The sequence below is a fragment of the Candidatus Methylomirabilota bacterium genome, assembly GCA_035315345.1.
GTDB lineage: Bacteria > Methylomirabilota > Methylomirabilia > Rokubacteriales > CSP1-6 > CAMLFJ01.
In genome coordinates this window covers 64,614-80,361 of record DATFYA010000161.1, presented here as the reverse complement: position 1 = coordinate 80,361, position 15,748 = coordinate 64,614, and the positions used below count along the sequence as shown (strand labels likewise).

17 protein-coding genes are annotated in these 15,748 nt (G+C 71.7%); 6 read left to right on the top strand and 11 right to left on the bottom strand.

Features of this window, described 5'->3' with window-relative positions; genetic code table 11:
• The 4 genes from VKN16_20945 to VKN16_20930 form a co-directional block, all read left to right on the top strand.
• On the top strand, positions 1 to 1,466 hold a 1,466-nt coding region (locus VKN16_20945; GenBank protein HME96675.1), incomplete at its 5' end, for an ATP-binding protein.
• Positions 1,463 to 1,831, top strand: coding sequence for a response regulator (locus tag VKN16_20940; protein ID HME96674.1), 369 nt, complete (start codon positions 1,463 to 1,465; stop codon positions 1,829 to 1,831). The genes VKN16_20945 and VKN16_20940, both read left to right, overlap by 4 nt.
• 15 nt (positions 1,832 to 1,846) lie before the next feature.
• Complete coding sequence (locus tag VKN16_20935) at positions 1,847 to 3,055, top strand: MFS transporter (protein HME96673.1); 1,209 nt, start codon at positions 1,847 to 1,849, stop codon at positions 3,053 to 3,055.
• Positions 3,056 to 3,070: 15 nt separating this feature from the next.
• On the top strand, positions 3,071 to 3,892 hold the full coding sequence (locus VKN16_20930) for a TIM barrel protein (GenBank protein ID HME96672.1): 822 nt from the start codon (positions 3,071 to 3,073) through the stop codon (positions 3,890 to 3,892).
• A gap of 15 nt (positions 3,893 to 3,907) precedes the next feature.
• Here VKN16_20930 and VKN16_20925 read toward each other — a convergent pair whose 3' ends face one another.
• From VKN16_20925 to VKN16_20885, 9 genes are read right to left on the bottom strand one after another with little or no spacing between them, the layout of a single operon-like run.
• Positions 3,908 to 4,528 (bottom strand): DsbA family oxidoreductase, encoded by a 621-nt coding sequence (locus VKN16_20925; GenBank protein HME96671.1) that lies wholly within the window; start codon positions 4,526 to 4,528, stop codon positions 3,908 to 3,910.
• Between the two features lie 16 nt (positions 4,529 to 4,544).
• Positions 4,545 to 5,507 (bottom strand): peptidyl-alpha-hydroxyglycine alpha-amidating lyase family protein, encoded by a 963-nt coding sequence (locus VKN16_20920; GenBank protein ID HME96670.1) that lies wholly within the window; start codon positions 5,505 to 5,507, stop codon positions 4,545 to 4,547.
• A complete protein-coding gene (locus VKN16_20915; protein HME96669.1) occupies positions 5,507 to 6,481 on the bottom strand; it encodes a phosphotriesterase-related protein in 975 nt (324 codons plus the stop codon). The genes VKN16_20920 and VKN16_20915 overlap by 1 nt, the downstream gene beginning before the upstream one ends.
• A gap of 38 nt (positions 6,482 to 6,519) precedes the next feature.
• Positions 6,520 to 7,686 (bottom strand): aminotransferase class V-fold PLP-dependent enzyme, encoded by a 1,167-nt coding sequence (locus tag VKN16_20910; GenBank protein HME96668.1) that lies wholly within the window; start codon positions 7,684 to 7,686, stop codon positions 6,520 to 6,522.
• Positions 7,686 to 9,038 (bottom strand): M20/M25/M40 family metallo-hydrolase, encoded by a 1,353-nt coding sequence (locus VKN16_20905; protein ID HME96667.1) that lies wholly within the window; start codon positions 9,036 to 9,038, stop codon positions 7,686 to 7,688. The genes VKN16_20910 and VKN16_20905 overlap by 1 nt, the downstream gene beginning before the upstream one ends.
• A gap of 46 nt (positions 9,039 to 9,084) precedes the next feature.
• On the bottom strand, positions 9,085 to 9,900 hold the full coding sequence (locus VKN16_20900) for a methyltransferase domain-containing protein (protein HME96666.1): 816 nt from the start codon (positions 9,898 to 9,900) through the stop codon (positions 9,085 to 9,087).
• Between the two features lie 2 nt (positions 9,901 to 9,902).
• Positions 9,903 to 10,739: an LLM class F420-dependent oxidoreductase gene (locus VKN16_20895; GenBank protein ID HME96665.1), complete on the bottom strand. Its 837-nt coding sequence runs from the start codon at positions 10,737 to 10,739 to the stop codon at positions 9,903 to 9,905.
• Positions 10,740 to 10,746: 7 nt separating this feature from the next.
• Positions 10,747 to 11,757, bottom strand: coding sequence for a C-terminal binding protein (locus VKN16_20890; protein HME96664.1), 1,011 nt, complete (start codon positions 11,755 to 11,757; stop codon positions 10,747 to 10,749).
• A 25-nt stretch (positions 11,758 to 11,782) separates the two neighbouring features.
• Positions 11,783 to 12,544 carry a crotonase/enoyl-CoA hydratase family protein gene (locus VKN16_20885; protein ID HME96663.1) on the bottom strand — a complete coding sequence of 254 codons (762 nt, stop codon included), beginning with the start codon at positions 12,542 to 12,544 and terminating at the stop codon, positions 11,783 to 11,785.
• Positions 12,545 to 12,686: 142 nt separating this feature from the next.
• Between VKN16_20885 and VKN16_20880 the strand changes: the two genes are divergently transcribed.
• Positions 12,687 to 13,556 (top strand): LLM class F420-dependent oxidoreductase, encoded by an 870-nt coding sequence (locus tag VKN16_20880; GenBank protein HME96662.1) that lies wholly within the window; start codon positions 12,687 to 12,689, stop codon positions 13,554 to 13,556.
• A gap of 4 nt (positions 13,557 to 13,560) precedes the next feature.
• Positions 13,561 to 14,175 (top strand): class I SAM-dependent methyltransferase, encoded by a 615-nt coding sequence (locus tag VKN16_20875; protein ID HME96661.1) that lies wholly within the window; start codon positions 13,561 to 13,563, stop codon positions 14,173 to 14,175.
• Here the strand turns inward: VKN16_20875 and VKN16_20870 are convergent.
• Entirely contained in the window at positions 14,156 to 14,593 is a 438-nt protein-coding gene (locus VKN16_20870) for an organic hydroperoxide resistance protein (GenBank protein ID HME96660.1), read from the bottom strand. The genes VKN16_20875 and VKN16_20870 overlap by 20 nt on opposite strands.
• A 59-nt stretch (positions 14,594 to 14,652) precedes the next feature.
• Positions 14,653 to 15,651: an MBL fold metallo-hydrolase gene (locus VKN16_20865; protein HME96659.1), complete on the bottom strand. Its 999-nt coding sequence runs from the start codon at positions 15,649 to 15,651 to the stop codon at positions 14,653 to 14,655.
• Positions 15,652 to 15,748: the final 97 nt, after the last annotated feature.

Here is a 15,748-nt window from a genome sequence, read left to right as displayed (position 1 = left end):
TCGCGCTGGGGGTGACGAGCCTCGAGTCGATCGCGGGCGTCGCGCGCCAGAGCCGTCTGCTGGACCAGGCGCGCGAGCGAGTGGACTCCATGCGGCAGATCGAGCACGCCCTCGGGCTGCAGATGAACTTCATGCGCAACGCGCTGGCCCTTCGGGACGACGCCACCATCGAGTCCATCTTCCGCGAGAACAACCGCTTCAACGACACGTTCAACCGCCTCGAGGACTCCGCAGGGGCCGGCCAGCGCGACGCCATCCGGGCCATCCGCCGCACCCAGGATCAGGTCATGGCCACCGTGGTGCGCATCGCGGCCCTCATCCGCGACGACAAGGCCGACGAGGCGATGGACCTCCACCTGAGCGAGGGGTATCCGCTCTATCGGGAGATCGCCACCCAGGTGACCCGGGCGGTCCGGACCGAGGAGGCGGGCATGGGCCGGATCCGCGAGGGCGTGGAGGCGACCTACCGTCGCGCGCTCCTGCTCACCGGCGGCTTCGCGGCCGCCTCGATCGTCCTGGCCCTCGGCCTCGGCTTCGTGATCTCGTGGTCCTTCATCCTGCCGGTGCGCGAGGCGGAGGGCTTCCTCGGCGAGGTCGCCAAGGGCGAATTCGGGCGCAGCATCGCGGTGCCGAACCGGGACGAGTTCGGCGCGCTCGCGAGCCAGATGAACGAGATGAGCCGTGAGCTGCACCAGCTCTACGACGAGCAGCGGCGCGCCGCCCACCAGCTCCGCACCCTCAACGCGCAGCTCGAGCAGGCCAGCCGCGCCAAGTCCGATTTCCTGGCCAGCATGAGCCACGAGCTGCGCACGCCCATGAACGCGATCCTCGGCTTCACCGAGATGATCCGCGACGGCCTCTACGGCGAGATGCCTCCCGAGATCCAGGAACCGGTGTCGGACATTCACACCTGCGGCAAGCAGCTGCTGGGCCTCATCAACAACGTGCTCGACCTCTCCAAGATCGAAGCGGGCCACATGGAGCTGGCCCCGAGCGAGTACGTGGTCGAGGACGTGGTGAACACCGTGAAGCTCTCGCTGCGCGCCCTCGCCGCGAGCAAGGGGCTCGAGCTGGTGACCGCGGTGGCACCCGACCTGCCGCTCTGCCTGGGCGACGGCAAGCGGATCACCCAGTGCCTCATGAACCTGGTCGGCAACGCGCTGAAGTTCACCGCGGAGGGCCGCGTGGAGATCCGGGTCGATCAGGAGGGCGAGCATCTGCGCTTCGCGGTGGCCGACACCGGCATCGGCATCCCCGCCGACCAGATCGAGCACATCTTCGAGGAGTTCCGCCAGGCCGACGCCACCGTGACGCGGGACTTCGGCGGGACCGGCCTCGGGCTGGCGATCACCAAGAAGCTGGTGGAGCTGCACGGCGGCCGGATCTGGGTGGAGAGCGAGCCAGGGAAGGGCTCGACCTTCTTCTTCACGATTCCGGTGCGAGTGATCCAGGAGGCGCCCGCGTGAAGACGGTCCTGTACGTCGAGGACAACGAGTTCAATCGCAAGATCGTCCGGCAGCTGCTCGGCCGCACCTCGTACCGCCTGATCGAGGCGTTCGACGGGGAAGCGGGTGTCACCACCGCGCGCGCGGAGCGGCCGGACCTGATCATCATGGACATCCAGCTGCCCCGGTTGTCCGGGCTCGAGGCCACGCGCCAGCTCAAGGCCGCGCCGGAGACCGCCGACGTTCCCATCATCGTGATCACCTCGTTCGCCCTCGCCGGGGACGAGCAGAAGGCGCGGGAGGCGGGAGCCGCCGCCTACCTCGCCAAGCCCTACAGCCCGCGCGAGCTGCTCGGCATGATCCGCGATCTGGCTCCGGAGAGCTGACCGGGCGGCTCGCTCGTGAGCGATCGTGACCACCGGCGCCGCACGTGGCGCATGATCGCGGCCGCGACCGCGCTCAACCTGCCGATCGGCGCGCTGTACGCCTTCAGCGTGTTCATCCAGCCGCTGGAGGCCCTGCTGGGGCTGAGCCGGGCCGATCTCGCGCTGGTCTTCGGGGTGGCGGCCGCCGCGTTCGGCGTCGGCATGATGGCCGCGCCCGCGCTCTATCGGATCGCCCCCACCCCGTGGCTGGTGCTGGCCTGCGCGGGATCGAGCGCGCTCGGTATCGCGCTCGCCGCGAGCGCCGATGGGCTCCTCGCCCTGGCCGTCGGCTACGGCGGGCTCTTCGGACTGGGCGGCGGCGCCGCGTACATCCTGGTGCAGCAGATGGTCAACCTGACCGTGACGAGCCGTCGCGGGCTCGTCAACGGGTACATGGTGAGCCTGCTGCCGGCGGGCGCCATGATCACCGCGCCCATCTTCGGGTGGGCGATCCGGGTGTTCGGCGTGCGCGCCACGCTCGGCGGCTTCGCGGTGTCGCTCGCGGTGACCGGGCTGCTGAGCGCGTCGCTGACGCGGGGCGGGGCGGCGGTGGCCGGCACGACGGGAGGCGTGGCGATCCGCGAGGACGAGCGTCGTCGGGCCGTCTTCTGGCGGCTGTCGATCGTGTTCTTCCTGGCCGCCTCCGCCGGCCTGATGGTGCTGAGCCAGGCCGCGGGTATCATCACCGCGTACGGCGGCACCACCGCCCTGGCCGTATACGGCACCACCGGCATCACCGCCGCCATCGCCGTGGCGCGGCTCGGCGGCGGGTGGATGGTCGACTGGCTCGCGATCCCGACCGTTGCCGCCGGCGCCCACGCGATCGCGCTCGCCGGCAACGTGGTGCTGTCGATCTGGCCGGGGCCGGCGGTGGCGGTGGCCGCGCTGGCCCTCGTCGGGCTCGGCTACGGGATCATCTCCGGCGTCACCGCGGCGTCGGTCGCGGTGTACTGGCGCCGCGCGCTCTACGGCCGGATGGCCAGTCGCGTCTACATCGCCTGGAGCGCCGCCGCCATCGTGCTGCCGATCGTCGCCGGCCGCCTGTTCGACGTGACCCAGGGCTACGGCACCGCGGTGCTGATCGCGGGCGGCGGCAACGCGCTCGGCATCCTGATCGCGGCCGGGCTGCCGGCCGAGCGCGCGGCCGTCGAGCCGGCCGCCGCCGAGCCCTCCGCCGCGGCCTGAGGTAGGATCGCGGGCATGTCGGCCTCGGCGCGCACGCTTTCGCTCGCGCATCTCACCGTGCTCGACACCACGCCGCCCGAGCTGATCGCGGTGGCCGACGCCGCCGGCTTCCGCACCATCGGCATCCGGCTCACCGCCACGCCGAGCGTCGGAGTGCCGCCCTACGACGCCCTCCACGACGGCCCCGTGCTGCGTGAGACCCTGGCGCGCCTGAACGACACGGGGATCTCCGTGCTCGACACCGAGTTCCTCCGGTTCGAGCCCGACCGGCCGGTGGGCATTCCGGAGGGATTCCTCGAGGTGTCGGCGCGGCTCGGGGCGACGTACGTGCTGGTGATGAGCGCCGAGCCCGACGAGGGCCGCACCCTCGAGCGGTTCGTCGACCTGTGCGACCGCGCCGCCGGCTACGGCCTGCACGTGTGCCTCGAGTTCGCGATCTACACCGGCGTCCGTACGCTGGCCGACGCGGCGCGGATGATCGCGCGCTCGGAGCGGACGAACGCATCCGTGTTGATCGACGCGCTGCACTGGAGCCGCTCGGGCGGGGTGGCCGCCGACGTCGCCACGGTGGACCCGTCGTGGCTACGCTATGCGCAGATCTGCGACGCATCGGCGGACATGCCCGGTCCCACCGACACCGCTCGTCTGATCGCCGAGGCGCGCACCGGGCGGCTGCTGCCCGGGGACGGGGTCCTGCCGCTGCGGGAGCTGATCGCCGCGCTGCCCATCGACGCGCCGCTGGCCATCGAGGCACCCGTGCGGGCGATGGCCCACCTGCCGGCTCTCGAGCGGGCGCAGCGGGCGTATCAGGCGCTGTCGGCGCTGCTCGGGGCCTGACTGCGTTTCAGCAGGTCAGCCGCCCTCGTCCGCCCGCGCTTTCTTCACCAGCGCCTCCAGCGCCTCGTAGGGCTGCGCCCCGACCACCCCGTAGCGGCCCGCCACGAAGGTGGGCACGCCGGTGATGCCGTACTCGCGCGAGAGCTTCCAGTCCGCGTCGACCGCGTCCTTGAACGTGCGCTGCTCGATCACCTGCCGGGCCGCATCGACGGGCAGGCCCACCGCCTTGACGATCTCCAGCAGCACGTCGGGCTGGGAGATGTCGCGCGCCTCCACGAAGTACGCGCGGAAGAGCGCGTCGTGGATCGCCTCGCCGCCCGGCTGGGTGTCGGCCCACTTGCCCAGCTCCTGGGCGATGCGGCTGTTGTAGGTCATGCTGCGCTGGCCGTAGGGCAGGCCCTCGGCGTCCATGCGCGCCTTCATCTGCGCGTGCATCGCCGTGCGGTCCACGTTGCGGCCGCGGAAGAGGTCGTCGAGCGATTGGCCTTCCGCGGGGGTCTCGGGGTGCAGCGGGAAGTGCACCCACTCGATCGTGACGTTGTGCTCGGTCCGGAGCTTCTCAATACGCACGGTACTGAGATAGCACCAGGGTCAGACGTAGTCGGAGAAGACCTGGACGGTGATGGGCTCGGTCATGATGGCCCTCCTGCCCTCAGCTTACCTTCACGAGCTTCTGCAGGCTACGCAGGCCGGGCGGATGCGCCTGGCCCTTGTACCGGTTGCCCCAGTTGGTGTAGGAGACCTCGCCGACGTAGATGTCGCCGCGGGAGTCCACCGCGAGCCCGTGCGGGGAGATGAACTGCCCCGGCTCGAGCCCGGCGAGGCGGTCGCCCAGCCGCGCCAGACGCTGCCCGCGGCGGTCGTAGATGCTGACCCGCGGGCCGATGTTGGGGACGTCGTAATTCACCGGCAGGGCCCCCCCGATCTCGCCCACGTAGAAGCGGCCGTCGCCGCCGCGCTCGAGATGCAAGCCCGACGGGCGATGCATGTCGTGCCACTGAGTCTCGAAGCGGCCGTCGCCGTCGAAGACCTGGATGCGATGGTTCTCGCGGTCGGCCACGTAGACCCAGCCGTCCGCGTCGCAGCAGATGTTGTGGGGGATGTTGAACTGGCCAGGGTCGGTGCCGGGCTCGCCCCACGAGCGGAGCAGCCGGCCGTCCGGCGCGTACTTGTGGATGCGCGCGTTGCCGTAGCCGTCGGAGACGTAGAGATCGCCCTGCGGCGAGAGCGCGGTGTGGGTGCAGCGGTGGAACGGCTCTCCGCTCATGTAAGGCTGCGGCTTGCCGGGGATGCCGATGGTCAGCAGCACCCGGCCGTCCAGCGTGCAGTGGCGGACGGTGTGGTCGCCGTCGTCGGTCAGCCAGAGCGTGTCGTCGGGCGCCACGTGGACGCCGTGCGCGCGGTGGAACAGGCCCTCGCCCCACGAGCGCAGGAAGCGGCCGTCGCGGTCGAAGACCACCATCGGGTGGAGGCCGCGATTGAACGCGTAGACCCGGTCCTGGGCGTCCACGCCGACCGCGGCCACGTCGGCGTTGAACTCGCGGCCGGGCGGCAGCTGGGCCCAGGCGTCGTGGACCTCGTAGCGGTAGGCGCCCGATCCCAGCACGGCCGGCATCACGGGCCTCCCGGCGGGCGCCCCGTGCCTCCCGGCGGGCGGCCCTCGAAGATCGCGCGGGGGTTGCGCACCAGCATCTGGTCGATCTGGTCGTCGCCGACCCCGGCCTTGCGGAGGGCGGGCAGGATGTCGTCGGGGATGTGGTTGTAGTGCCAGAGCGGCCGCGTCCGGCGCTTGTCGTCCTCGGACAGCATGTCGCTCCAGCAGTTGGCGTCGTGGGAGAGCACCATGCGGGGCGCGTAGCCCTCGGCGCAGAGCCGCGCGATGACCTCGACGCGCTTGGCGGTGGGCAGGAAATGCTCGAGGCCGAAGCGATCCATCCCGATGGTGCTGCCGCGCTCCATGAGGCCGCGCAGGTAGCCGAGATCCTCGCTGTCGCCGCTGTGGCCGATGATCACGCGGCGAAGATCCACGCCCTCCTGGGCGAAGATCGCCTGCTGCGCCTCCCCGGTGCGGCCGGCGGCCCAGGTGTGCGTGGAGATCGGCACGCCGGTCGCCTTCTGGGCCCGCGCGGAGGCGCGCAGGATGTTCTCGATGACCGGCGTCACTCCCGCGGTGTCGGTGGCGCACTTGATGATGGCCGCCTTCACCCCGCTCGTGCCGATGCCCTGGGTGATGTCGCGGATGAAGAGATCGGCGACCGCGTCGACGCCGTGCGCGCTGAAGTAGCGCTGCGGCATCCACCACACGCCGGTGGCCACGATCACGTGCACCCGGGAGCGGCGCGCGACCGCGAGGATCAGATCGATGTCGCGGCCCAGATCCACGGTGGTCAGGTCGACGATGGCCCGGATCCCGCGCGCGTGGAGATCGGTCATCTTCCGCTCCGCGGTCTCCAGGATGGTCGGACGGTCCCAGAGATGGGGCCAGTTCTCCTGCACCCCGGGCGAGCGGGTGACGATGTGCTCGTGCATCAGCGTGGCGCCGAGCTCGGCCGTGGACACCGGGCCGAGCGCTGTCTCCACCGTGGGCATGCCGACCTCCCGGAGCGGGTGTGGGTGAGGGCGCGGCGCTATCCGGCCACCGCGCCCACGAAGCGATCCACCTCGGTCTCGTCGTTGTAGTAGTGGACGCTGGCCCGGACCAGCGCCTCGAATCCCCGCGCGGGCAGATCCAGCCGCGATGATGACGCCTGGGTGTGGGTGACGTTGATGCCCAGGGCCCGCAGGCGCTGCCGCGTGGCCAGCGGCGCCTCGCCCGCCTTGAGGAACGTCACGATCCCGCAGGGCTCGAGGCCGAGATCGTGCAGCGTGATCCCCGGCCGCTTGGCCAGCTCGCGCCGGAGCCGGGCCGCCAGGTCTCGGACCCGCGCCTCGATGGCCTCGATCCCGATCGCGGTGGCGTACCGGGCCGCGACGCCGAGCCCGATCTGGCCGGCCACGAAGCGCTCCCAGTTCTCGAAGCGGCGCGCGTCGTCGCGCAGCGTGTAGGTGTCGGCGTCGATCCACGAAGCGGCCTCGAGGTCGATGAAGGGCGGATCGAGCGTGCCGATGACGTCGCGCTTGACGTACAGAAAGCCGGTGCCGCGGGGGCCGCGGAGATACTTGCGGCCGGTGGCGGAGAGCATGTGGCAGCCGATGCGGTTCACGTCCACCGCGAGCTGGCCGACCGACTGGCACGCGTCGAGGAGGTACAACACGCCGTGGCGCGCGGCGATCCGGCCCACGTCCGCGGCCGGGTTGACCAGGCCGCCCTGGGTCGGGACGTGGGTGATCGCGATGAGGCGCGTGCGCGGCTGGATCGCGCGCTCCAGCGCGGCCAGATCGAGCTGGCCCGAGGCGTCGTCGCCCACCACGTCGATCTCGATGCCCACCCGCCGCTTCATCTGGAGGAACGCGAGATAGTTGGACGCGTATTCGGCCCGCGCGGTGATCACGCGATCGCCGGCCCGGACGGGGATCGAGTAGAACGCCATGTCCCAGGCCCGGGTCGCATTCTCCACGAAGGCGATCTCGTCCGGCCGGGCCCCGATCAGCGCCGCCACGGCCGGATAGAAGTCGGCGATCCGGTCGGCGGCCTCGGCGGCCGCCTCGTACCCGCCGATGGCGGCCTCACGCTCCAGATGGCCGATCACCGCCTCGACGACCGGACGGGGCGGCAGGGCCGAACCCGCGCTGTTGAAGTGCAGGACGGACGCGACGCCGGGCGTGTCGGCCCGCAGGCGGGGGACGTCGAGCATCAGCCGAGGAACTGCTCGCAGACCTCGAGCCACGCCTGGGTGGTCAGCGTGAGCGACTCCACGTCGATGCGCTCGTCGTTGCCGTGGAAGCGTCCGGCCATCGCCTCGGCGGTCAGCGTGCGCGAGAAGAGGCCGAAGCCGTACGCCACCGCGCCCTTGTCGCGGAAGTACGGGGCGTCGGTGAAGCCGACGATCATGCGGGGCAGCAGCCGGGCGCCCGGATAGTGCGCGTCCACCACGCGGCCGAGCACGTGCCAGAGCGGCGTGTCGATCGGCGAGACCGACGCGGGCTTGGAGAAGAGCTTGTCCACCTCCACCTCGTCGGCGAGGCCGCCGAGGGCCTTGTCGAGATGGCGCCGCACCTCGTCCTCGTTGTCGCCGGGCACGGTGCGGATGTCGACCTCCACGTCCACCGCGTCCGGGATGACGTTGGTCTTCACCCCGCCGTGGCAGACGTTGGGCGAGAACGTGGTATGGGTGGCCGACCACGCGAGCTTGGCGAGGCGGGGATCGAGCGAATCGATCGACTCGTCGATGCGCGCCGGATCGGCCAGCGCCGCCTTCACCGCCGGCTCGAGGTGCAGCGTGTCGACGAACGCCCGCCACAGCTCGTCCACATAGGGCGCGGGCCGGTAGTCGGCCAGGCGGCTCACCACCTGCGCGGCCTTGACCAGGGCGTTGTTCGAGCCGTAGGGCATCGAGCCGTGTCCCGGCGTGCCCTTCACCCGGAGCCGGCGCCACGCGACGCCCTTCTCGCCGACGTGCACCGTCACGTTCAGCTCGTCGCCGCGGGCGCCGCGGCTGACCGTGCCGCCGTTCTCGGTCAGGCAGTAGTCGGCCCGCAGCGCGTCCCAGTGTCGGTCGACGACGTGGCCGGCCCCGAGGGTGCCGCCGGCCTCCTCGTCGGCGCAGGCCAGGTAGACCAGCGTGCCGCGCGGCCGCCAGCCGCCGGGCTTGCCGGCCAGGGTCCGCAGCGCCACCGCCTGCGACGCGGTCAGGTTCAGCATGTCCACCGCGCCGCGGCCCCAGACCTCGCCGTTCACCAGCTCGCCGCCGAAGGGATCCCGCGTCCAGGTCTTGGGATTCACCGGGACCACGTCGGTGTGCCCCATCAGGCACAGGGTGGGCGCCTTGGGATCGCGGCCCTCGATGCGGGCCACCAGGCTCGCCCGGCCCGGGGCGTGGGCGGGCTCGTAGACCTCGACGTCGAGGCCGCTGCCTTCGAGATAACTGCGCAACGTGTCGCTGTTGCGCCGCTCCTGGCCGGACATGACGGTGCCGTCGTTGACGCATCGATTGCGGATCATCTGCTGTAGCAGCTCTACCGTCTGTCCGGTCAGGGCGTCGCTCATGAGCCGGTATCGTAGCCAGTGCCGCCCGCGTTGTCGAGCGCGGGACTCACGGACGCTCGCCGACCGCCTGGATCGAGACGATCCGGCGCTCCTCGCGGTTCTGGTGGCCGGCCCGGATGATCGCGTCGATCCCGTCGCCCATCACCACGCGCTGGATGCTGTGCGGCGGGACCGCGGCGCCGGTAGATGGGCCCACCGTCTCGGCGGTGACATCGTCCCACACCGAGATGCGGAAGCCGGCGCCCTCGATGATCGCGCGCATCGCGGCGGGCGGGCGCAGGAAGCTCGTGGAGGAGTCGCGCGCCCACATCACCGGATAGATCACCGGCTCGACCGGTCCCGCCATCGGCTCCTGGAGCGCGAGACGGCCGCCCGGCCGCAGCACCCGCTGGAAGCCGGCGTAGAGGCGCTCCTTGTCCGGGATGTTCATGCCGCTGTTCTGCGTCCACACCAGGTCGAAGGACGCGTCGGGGAACGGCAGGGCGAGGGCGTTGCCCACCTGGTGGGTCACCCGGTCGTCGAGACCCATGCGCCCGGTCAACATCCGGGCGGCCTGCACGTAGGACTCGGTGAGGTCCAGCGAGGTGACCCGGCAGCCGAACTGCACGGCCAGCGTGCGGGCCGGTCCGCCGAATCCGCCGCCGACGTCGAGCACCCGCGTCCCCGGCGCGGCGCCAGCCAGACGCGCGAGGCGTTCAGTCACCGGCTTGCCGCCGCCGTGGAACTGATCCAGCGGCGCGAGCCGATCGACGGTGAGCGCATCGAGATCCACGCCGCGGGCGGCCAGCGCGGCGAGGATCGCCTCGTCGAGGCGCTCGCGGCCCCAGTAGGTCCCGACGGTGTGAGCGTCGAACTCGGCCATGCCTAGCGCGCGAGGACCGCCATCCGGTCGAGGAAGGGCAGCGCGTCCTCCATCCGCCGCGGCGAGACCAGCGTGACGCGCTCCACGCCCATGTCCTGCATGCGCGCCACCCCGTCGGGAGTGGGTGGCTTGAAGGCGAAGACCGAGACCGAGACATCGTCGGGCCGGCGGCCCGCGGCCCGCGCCTTCTGCCGGAGGTCTCCGATGGCGCCGGGCAGGTCGTCGAGCAGCACGTCGATCGGGATCCAGCCGTCGCAGTATTCGACCACGCGCGCGCGGCCCTGAGCGGTGGCGCCGCCGAAGAGGATCGGCGGATGCGGCCGCTGCACGGGCTTCGGGAACGAGATCGCGCGATCGAAGTCGACGAACTCCCCGTGGTACGAGGCCTCCTCCTGGGTCCAGAGCGCCTTCATGGCGAGCACGCGCTCGCGCAGGACCTGCCAGCGCCGCTCGAACGGCGTCTTGTGGTCTTCCATCTCTTCTCGATTCCACCCGCCGCCGATCCCGAACAGCACGCGCCCGTTCGAGAGCCAGTCCAGCGTGGCGACCGTCTTGGCCAGCACGATCGGGTCATGTTCCACCACGAGGCAGATGCCGGTGCCCAGCTTGATCCGGCGGGTCGCCGCGGCGGCCGCCATCAGCGACACGAACGGATCGGCCATGTGGTAGTAGGGCTTGGGCAGGGGCTCACCCCCCGGATAGGGGGTGTGCCGCGCGGCCGGAATGTGGGTGTGCTCGCCCACCCAGAACGACTCGAAGCCGCGCTCCTCCGCGGCGCGGGCCAGCTCGTCCGGCCGCGCGCCGTACTCGACGTTGTAGCTGAAGAGTCCCAGCTGCATCGCGGCGCTAGCGGCCGCGGCGGACGGCGCCGGGCGCGTAGACTTCGGGATTGACCACGTTGATCGGGCGCTCCCGCGTCAGCACCCGCGCGAGCTCCTCGCCGCAGCGCCGCGGCACCTGGGCCACCGCCGGTGAGGAGAAGTAGGCGGCGTGGGGGGTGAGGATGACGTTGTCCATGGCGCGCAGAGGGCTGCCCGCGGGCAGCGGCTCCTCCTCGAACACGTCGAGCGCGGCCCCGGCCAGCCGGCCCTCCCGGAGGGCGCGGGCGAGCGCGGTCTCGTCGACCACCGGCCCCCGCGAGGTGTTGATCAGGCACGCGGTCGGCTTCATGCGGCGCAGGAACGTCTCGCCGATGAGCCCGCGGGTCTCCGCGTTGAGCAGCGCGTGCACCGACACGTAGTCGGCGCGCGCGGCCAGCGTGGGCAGGTCCACCCGCTCGACGCCCAGCGCCTTGAAGCGCGCGTCGTCGACGTAGGGATCGCAGGCGATGACGCGCGTCTCCAGGGCGGCGATCCGGCGCGCGAAGGCACTGCCGATGTTGCCGAGGCCGACGATGCCGACGGTCTCGCCATGCAGCGAGCCGGTCACCGGGCCCGGCACCCGCGCGCTCCAGACCCCGGCGTGGACCTCGCGGTCCAGGGTGACGATCTTCCGGTTCCACGCCAGCAGCAGCGCCAGGGCGTGATTGGCGACCTCGCGCACCCAGACGTCGGGCACATTGATGACCACCACGCCGAGCTCGGTGGCCGCGGCCACGTCGATGACGTCGTAGCCCACGCCGGTTCGCATGACCGCCTTCAGCCCCTCGAGCGACTCCATCACGCGACGGGTGATCGGAGAGGACGAGGTGATCAGCGCGTCGGCATCGCGGGTGCGCTCGACGACCGCCTCGGCGGTTCCGAGGAAGGGCAGGGAGCGGAGGCGCGCGGGCACGCGCTCGAGCGCGGCCTGGCAGTCGGAGTAATCGCGCTCGCCGCGGCCCTGGATGACGTAGACGTTCAGAGGTTTCTCGGACACTGGGTTCTCCGTGTGGGATGCGGGATCAGAACTGCCCGTGCCGGCCCGCGCCGGCCGCGAAGCGCTGCGCGCCGGCCTGGCTCTCGCCGGAATCGTGAGTGGTCTTGCCCAGGGCGAACTCGTTGGCCATCGCCTCCTTCAAGGGCACGCCTTCACCCTCCCACGCCGAGCGCCGGTCGCTCCGGACGCAGCGCGGAGGGAACGCGGCGATCGCGCGGGCGAGCGCTTCGGCCTCCTCGCGCGCGCGCCCGGCCGGCACCACCCGGTTGGCCAGGCCGAAGGCGAGGGCTTCGCGGGCGTCCACCGGGCGGCCGGTCAGGATCATGTCGAGGGCGCGCGACAGGCCGATCAGTCGCGGCAGGCGCACCGTCCCGCCGTCGATGAGCGGCACGCCCCAACGGCGGCAGAAGACGCCGAAGACCGCGGTCTCGGAGGCTACGCGCAGGTCGCACATCAGGGACAGCTCGAGCCCGCCCGCCACCGCGTAGCCTTCGACGGCCGCGATCGTGGGCTTGCTGAACGCCATGCGGCTCGGGCCCATCGGCCCGTCGCCGTCGGGCTGAAGGCGCAGCCCGCGCTCGGAGCCGCGCGCCTTGAGATCAGCGCCCGCGCAGAACACACCGCCCGCCCCCCAGAGGACGGCCACCCGCAGGCCGTCGTCGCGCTCGAAGGCGGTGAACGCCTCGACGAGGGCGCGGGCCGCCGGCCCATCCACCGCGTTGCGGGCCTCCGGGCGATCGATCACGATCGTCGCCACCCTGTCATTTCGCTCCATCCGGATCGCCATCGCACGCTCCTGCCGCGCGGTCGTGGGTGCGCCGACCGGCCGCTGCGGCACGAGCAATCTACGGCTTTCCCGGCCGTCAGGCCAGCCCTGCCGTCGTGCTAGACTCCGGCCGGTCGCGCCGGTCGGCGGCCGGGAGGCGCGCATGAACGTCGGAGTGGTGTTCCCGCAGGTCGAGATCGGGCCGGATCCGCGGGCGATCGCGGACTACGCCCAGGCCGTCGAGGCCCTGGGCTATACGCACATCCTCGTGTTCGACCACGTGCTGGGCGCGAACCCGGAGCGGCCGGGCGGATGGAAGGGGCCCTACACGTACCGACACGCCTTTCACGAGCCGTTGGTGCTGTTCGGCTTCCTCGCTGCGGCGACGCAGCGGATCGGGCTGGTCACCGGGATCTTGATCCTCCCCCAGCGGCAGACCGCGCTCGTGGCCAAGCAGGCGGCCGCGGTGGACGTCCTCTCCGCGGGTCGGCTGCGGCTCGGGGTGGGCGTCGGATGGAATGCGGTCGAGTTCGAGAGCCTGGGCGAGGATTTCTCGAATCGCGGCAAGCGAGTCGAGGAGCAGATTACCCTCATGCGCGCGCTCTGGACGAAGGACCTCGTGACGTTTCGGGGACAGTGGCACCGGGTGAGCGACGCTGGCATCAATCCGTTGCCGGTGCAGCGGCCGATTCCGATCTGGATGGGGGGCGAGAGCGAGCCGGTGATGCGGCGGGCGGCGCGGCTGGCCGACGGCTGGATGCCGCACTTCCGTCCCGGGCCGGAGGCGCAGGCGGTGGTCGATCGTCTGCATGGGCTCGTCCGGGAGGCGGGGCGCGACCCGGCCACGTTCGGCATCGAGGGACGCATGACGCTGGCCCAGGTCCCGCCCGAGCAGCGGGCGCGCGAGATGGCGGCGTGGCGCAGCATGAGCGGCATCACGCATCTCTGCGTGCACACGGTGGGCCTCGGCCTCGAGAGCCCCGCCGAGCACGTGCGGGCGCTCGAGCAATTCAGGAAGGACGTGCTGGGTTAGCGGCGTGCGGGGCGTCGAGCAGATCCCGTGGCTGTACGACGCCATCTGCGCGATCTACGAGCGGCTCGGCCTCGGACGGTGGCGCCGCTGGCTCGTCGGGGGGGCGAGCGGCCGGGTGCTCGACGTCGGCTGCGGCACCGGCCGGAACCTGGCGCTCCTGCCGCGGGGCGTCGTCGCGGTCGGCCTGGATCCCTCGTGGGACGCGGTCCAGCGCGCCCGCGGTCGGGCGCCGCAGGTGCCGCTGGTCCTGGGCCGCGCCGAAGCGCTTCCGTTCCGGGACGCGGCGTTCGACACGGTGCTGAGCGGCCTGGTCTTCTGCACCGTGCCGGACGCGCAGCGCGGCCTCGATGAGGTGCGGCGCGTGCTCGCCCCGCACGGCCAGCTCCGCATGCTGGAGCACGTGCGCTCCACCCGCCCGTGGAAGGCGCGCTTCCAGGACCGCGTGCAGCCGATCTGGACGCGGCTGGCCGGCGGCTGTCACCCGAACCGCGACACCGAGCGCGCGGTCGAGTCGTCCGGGTTCCGGATCGACCTCGAGACCCGACGGGCGCGCGACGAGATGAGGCGCTTCGTCGCGCGTCCGCGTGCGCCCGGCTCGCCTACGAGCCCTCCACCGTGAGCTCGACCGGCACGTTGCCGCGGGTGGCGTGAGAGTAGGGGCAGATCTGCTCGTGGGCTTCCTGGGCCAGCGCGGCCAGCTCGCCCTTCGGCAGGCTGCGGTCCTCGACGTGGAGCTTCACGGCCAGGCCGAAGCCGCCTGCGTCGCGCGGGCCGATGGAGACCGCGCAGGTGATCCGGGCCCGCATGGCGTCCTTCCGGTGCTTCTTGCCCACGAGGTCGAGCGCTCCGCCGAAGCAGGCGGCGTAGCCGGCCGCGAACAGATGCTCCGGCGTCGCGGCGCCCGGTCGACCCGGGCCTCCCATCTCCTTCGGGACCGACAGGTCGACCTTCACGAGGCCGTCGGCGCTCTCGGTGTGCCCGTTACGGCCACCGACGGCGGTGGCGGTTGCAGTGAACAAGGGCTTGATCGTGTCCATGGCGTGCTGGTCCTCCCCGCGGCCACGGTACTCCTCGGCGCCGCCCCCGTGCCAGCGGATCAGCTGACCAACGCGTAGGTCCGCTCGATGTTGGCGAGCAAGCCGGTCCGCCACGGCCGGTAGTGCTCGTAGGTCGAGAATGCCTTCTCGTAGGTCGGGGCCAGGCGGGTCGGCACGCGCTGCTTGACCTCGTCGAGGGTCGCGCCGCGCGCGACCTCCTCGCGCACCGCCTCGACCATGTCGTGGACGTATCCGCGGAAGGTCCGCAGCCAGTCCCGGCCGGCGGGGCGGCCGTGGCCCATGATCAGTGTGTCGAAGTCCAGCTCGGCCAGCCGGTCGATGGTCGTCACCCAGTCTTCGGGGTAGCCGTCGCCCATGAAGGGTGTCCAGCCGATGACCGCGTCACCGGTGATGACGACCTTCTCGCGCGGCAGGTAGACGAACACGTCGCCCTCGGTGTGCGCCCGGCCGAGATAGAGCAGGTGGATCTCGCGGTCGCGCCGGTAGAGCTTCATGGTGCGCTCGAAGGCCATGGTCGGCAGCGCCGGCTTGAGCGCCCGCACCTCCGCCAGGTAGGACTCGGCGAGCCCGAGATCGGCGCGAAGGCGCTCCCGCTGCTCCGAGGTCGTCGCGGCGGCCAGCTCCGCCTGCAGCCGGGCTACCTCCGCTGGCACCTGGCGGACGTGGTCCTGGATGCGCTTGAGGCCCTTGCGGACCATCGCCTCGCGGGTGAGCTGATTCGTGATGATCTCGGCCCCGGGGTAGGCGGCGGGGTACACCTCGTTGCCGTGCCAGTGGTCCCAGTGGAAGTGGGTATTGACCACGAAGCGCACCGGCTTCGCGGTGATGTCGCGCAGACGGTCCACGATCAGCCGTGCCGCCGACGGCTTGGAGTGGGTATCCACGATCACCACCCCGTCGTCGCTCTCGATGATCGCGGTGTTGGAGTTCACCTTGTACGCGGGTGCGGCCACCGCCACGTGTACGCCATCGGCGACCCGCTCGAAGTCGAAGCGCGCGTCGCCGGCCGCCGGACCTTCGTGAGCGCAGCAGTCCATTTGTGTGCTCTCCTTGCGCCCGATACTATGCGATGGAACGGAGGCGCTCAACCGGGCGCCGGGGGAGCCGTGGGGAGAGGCCGATGAGGAGAGGCCG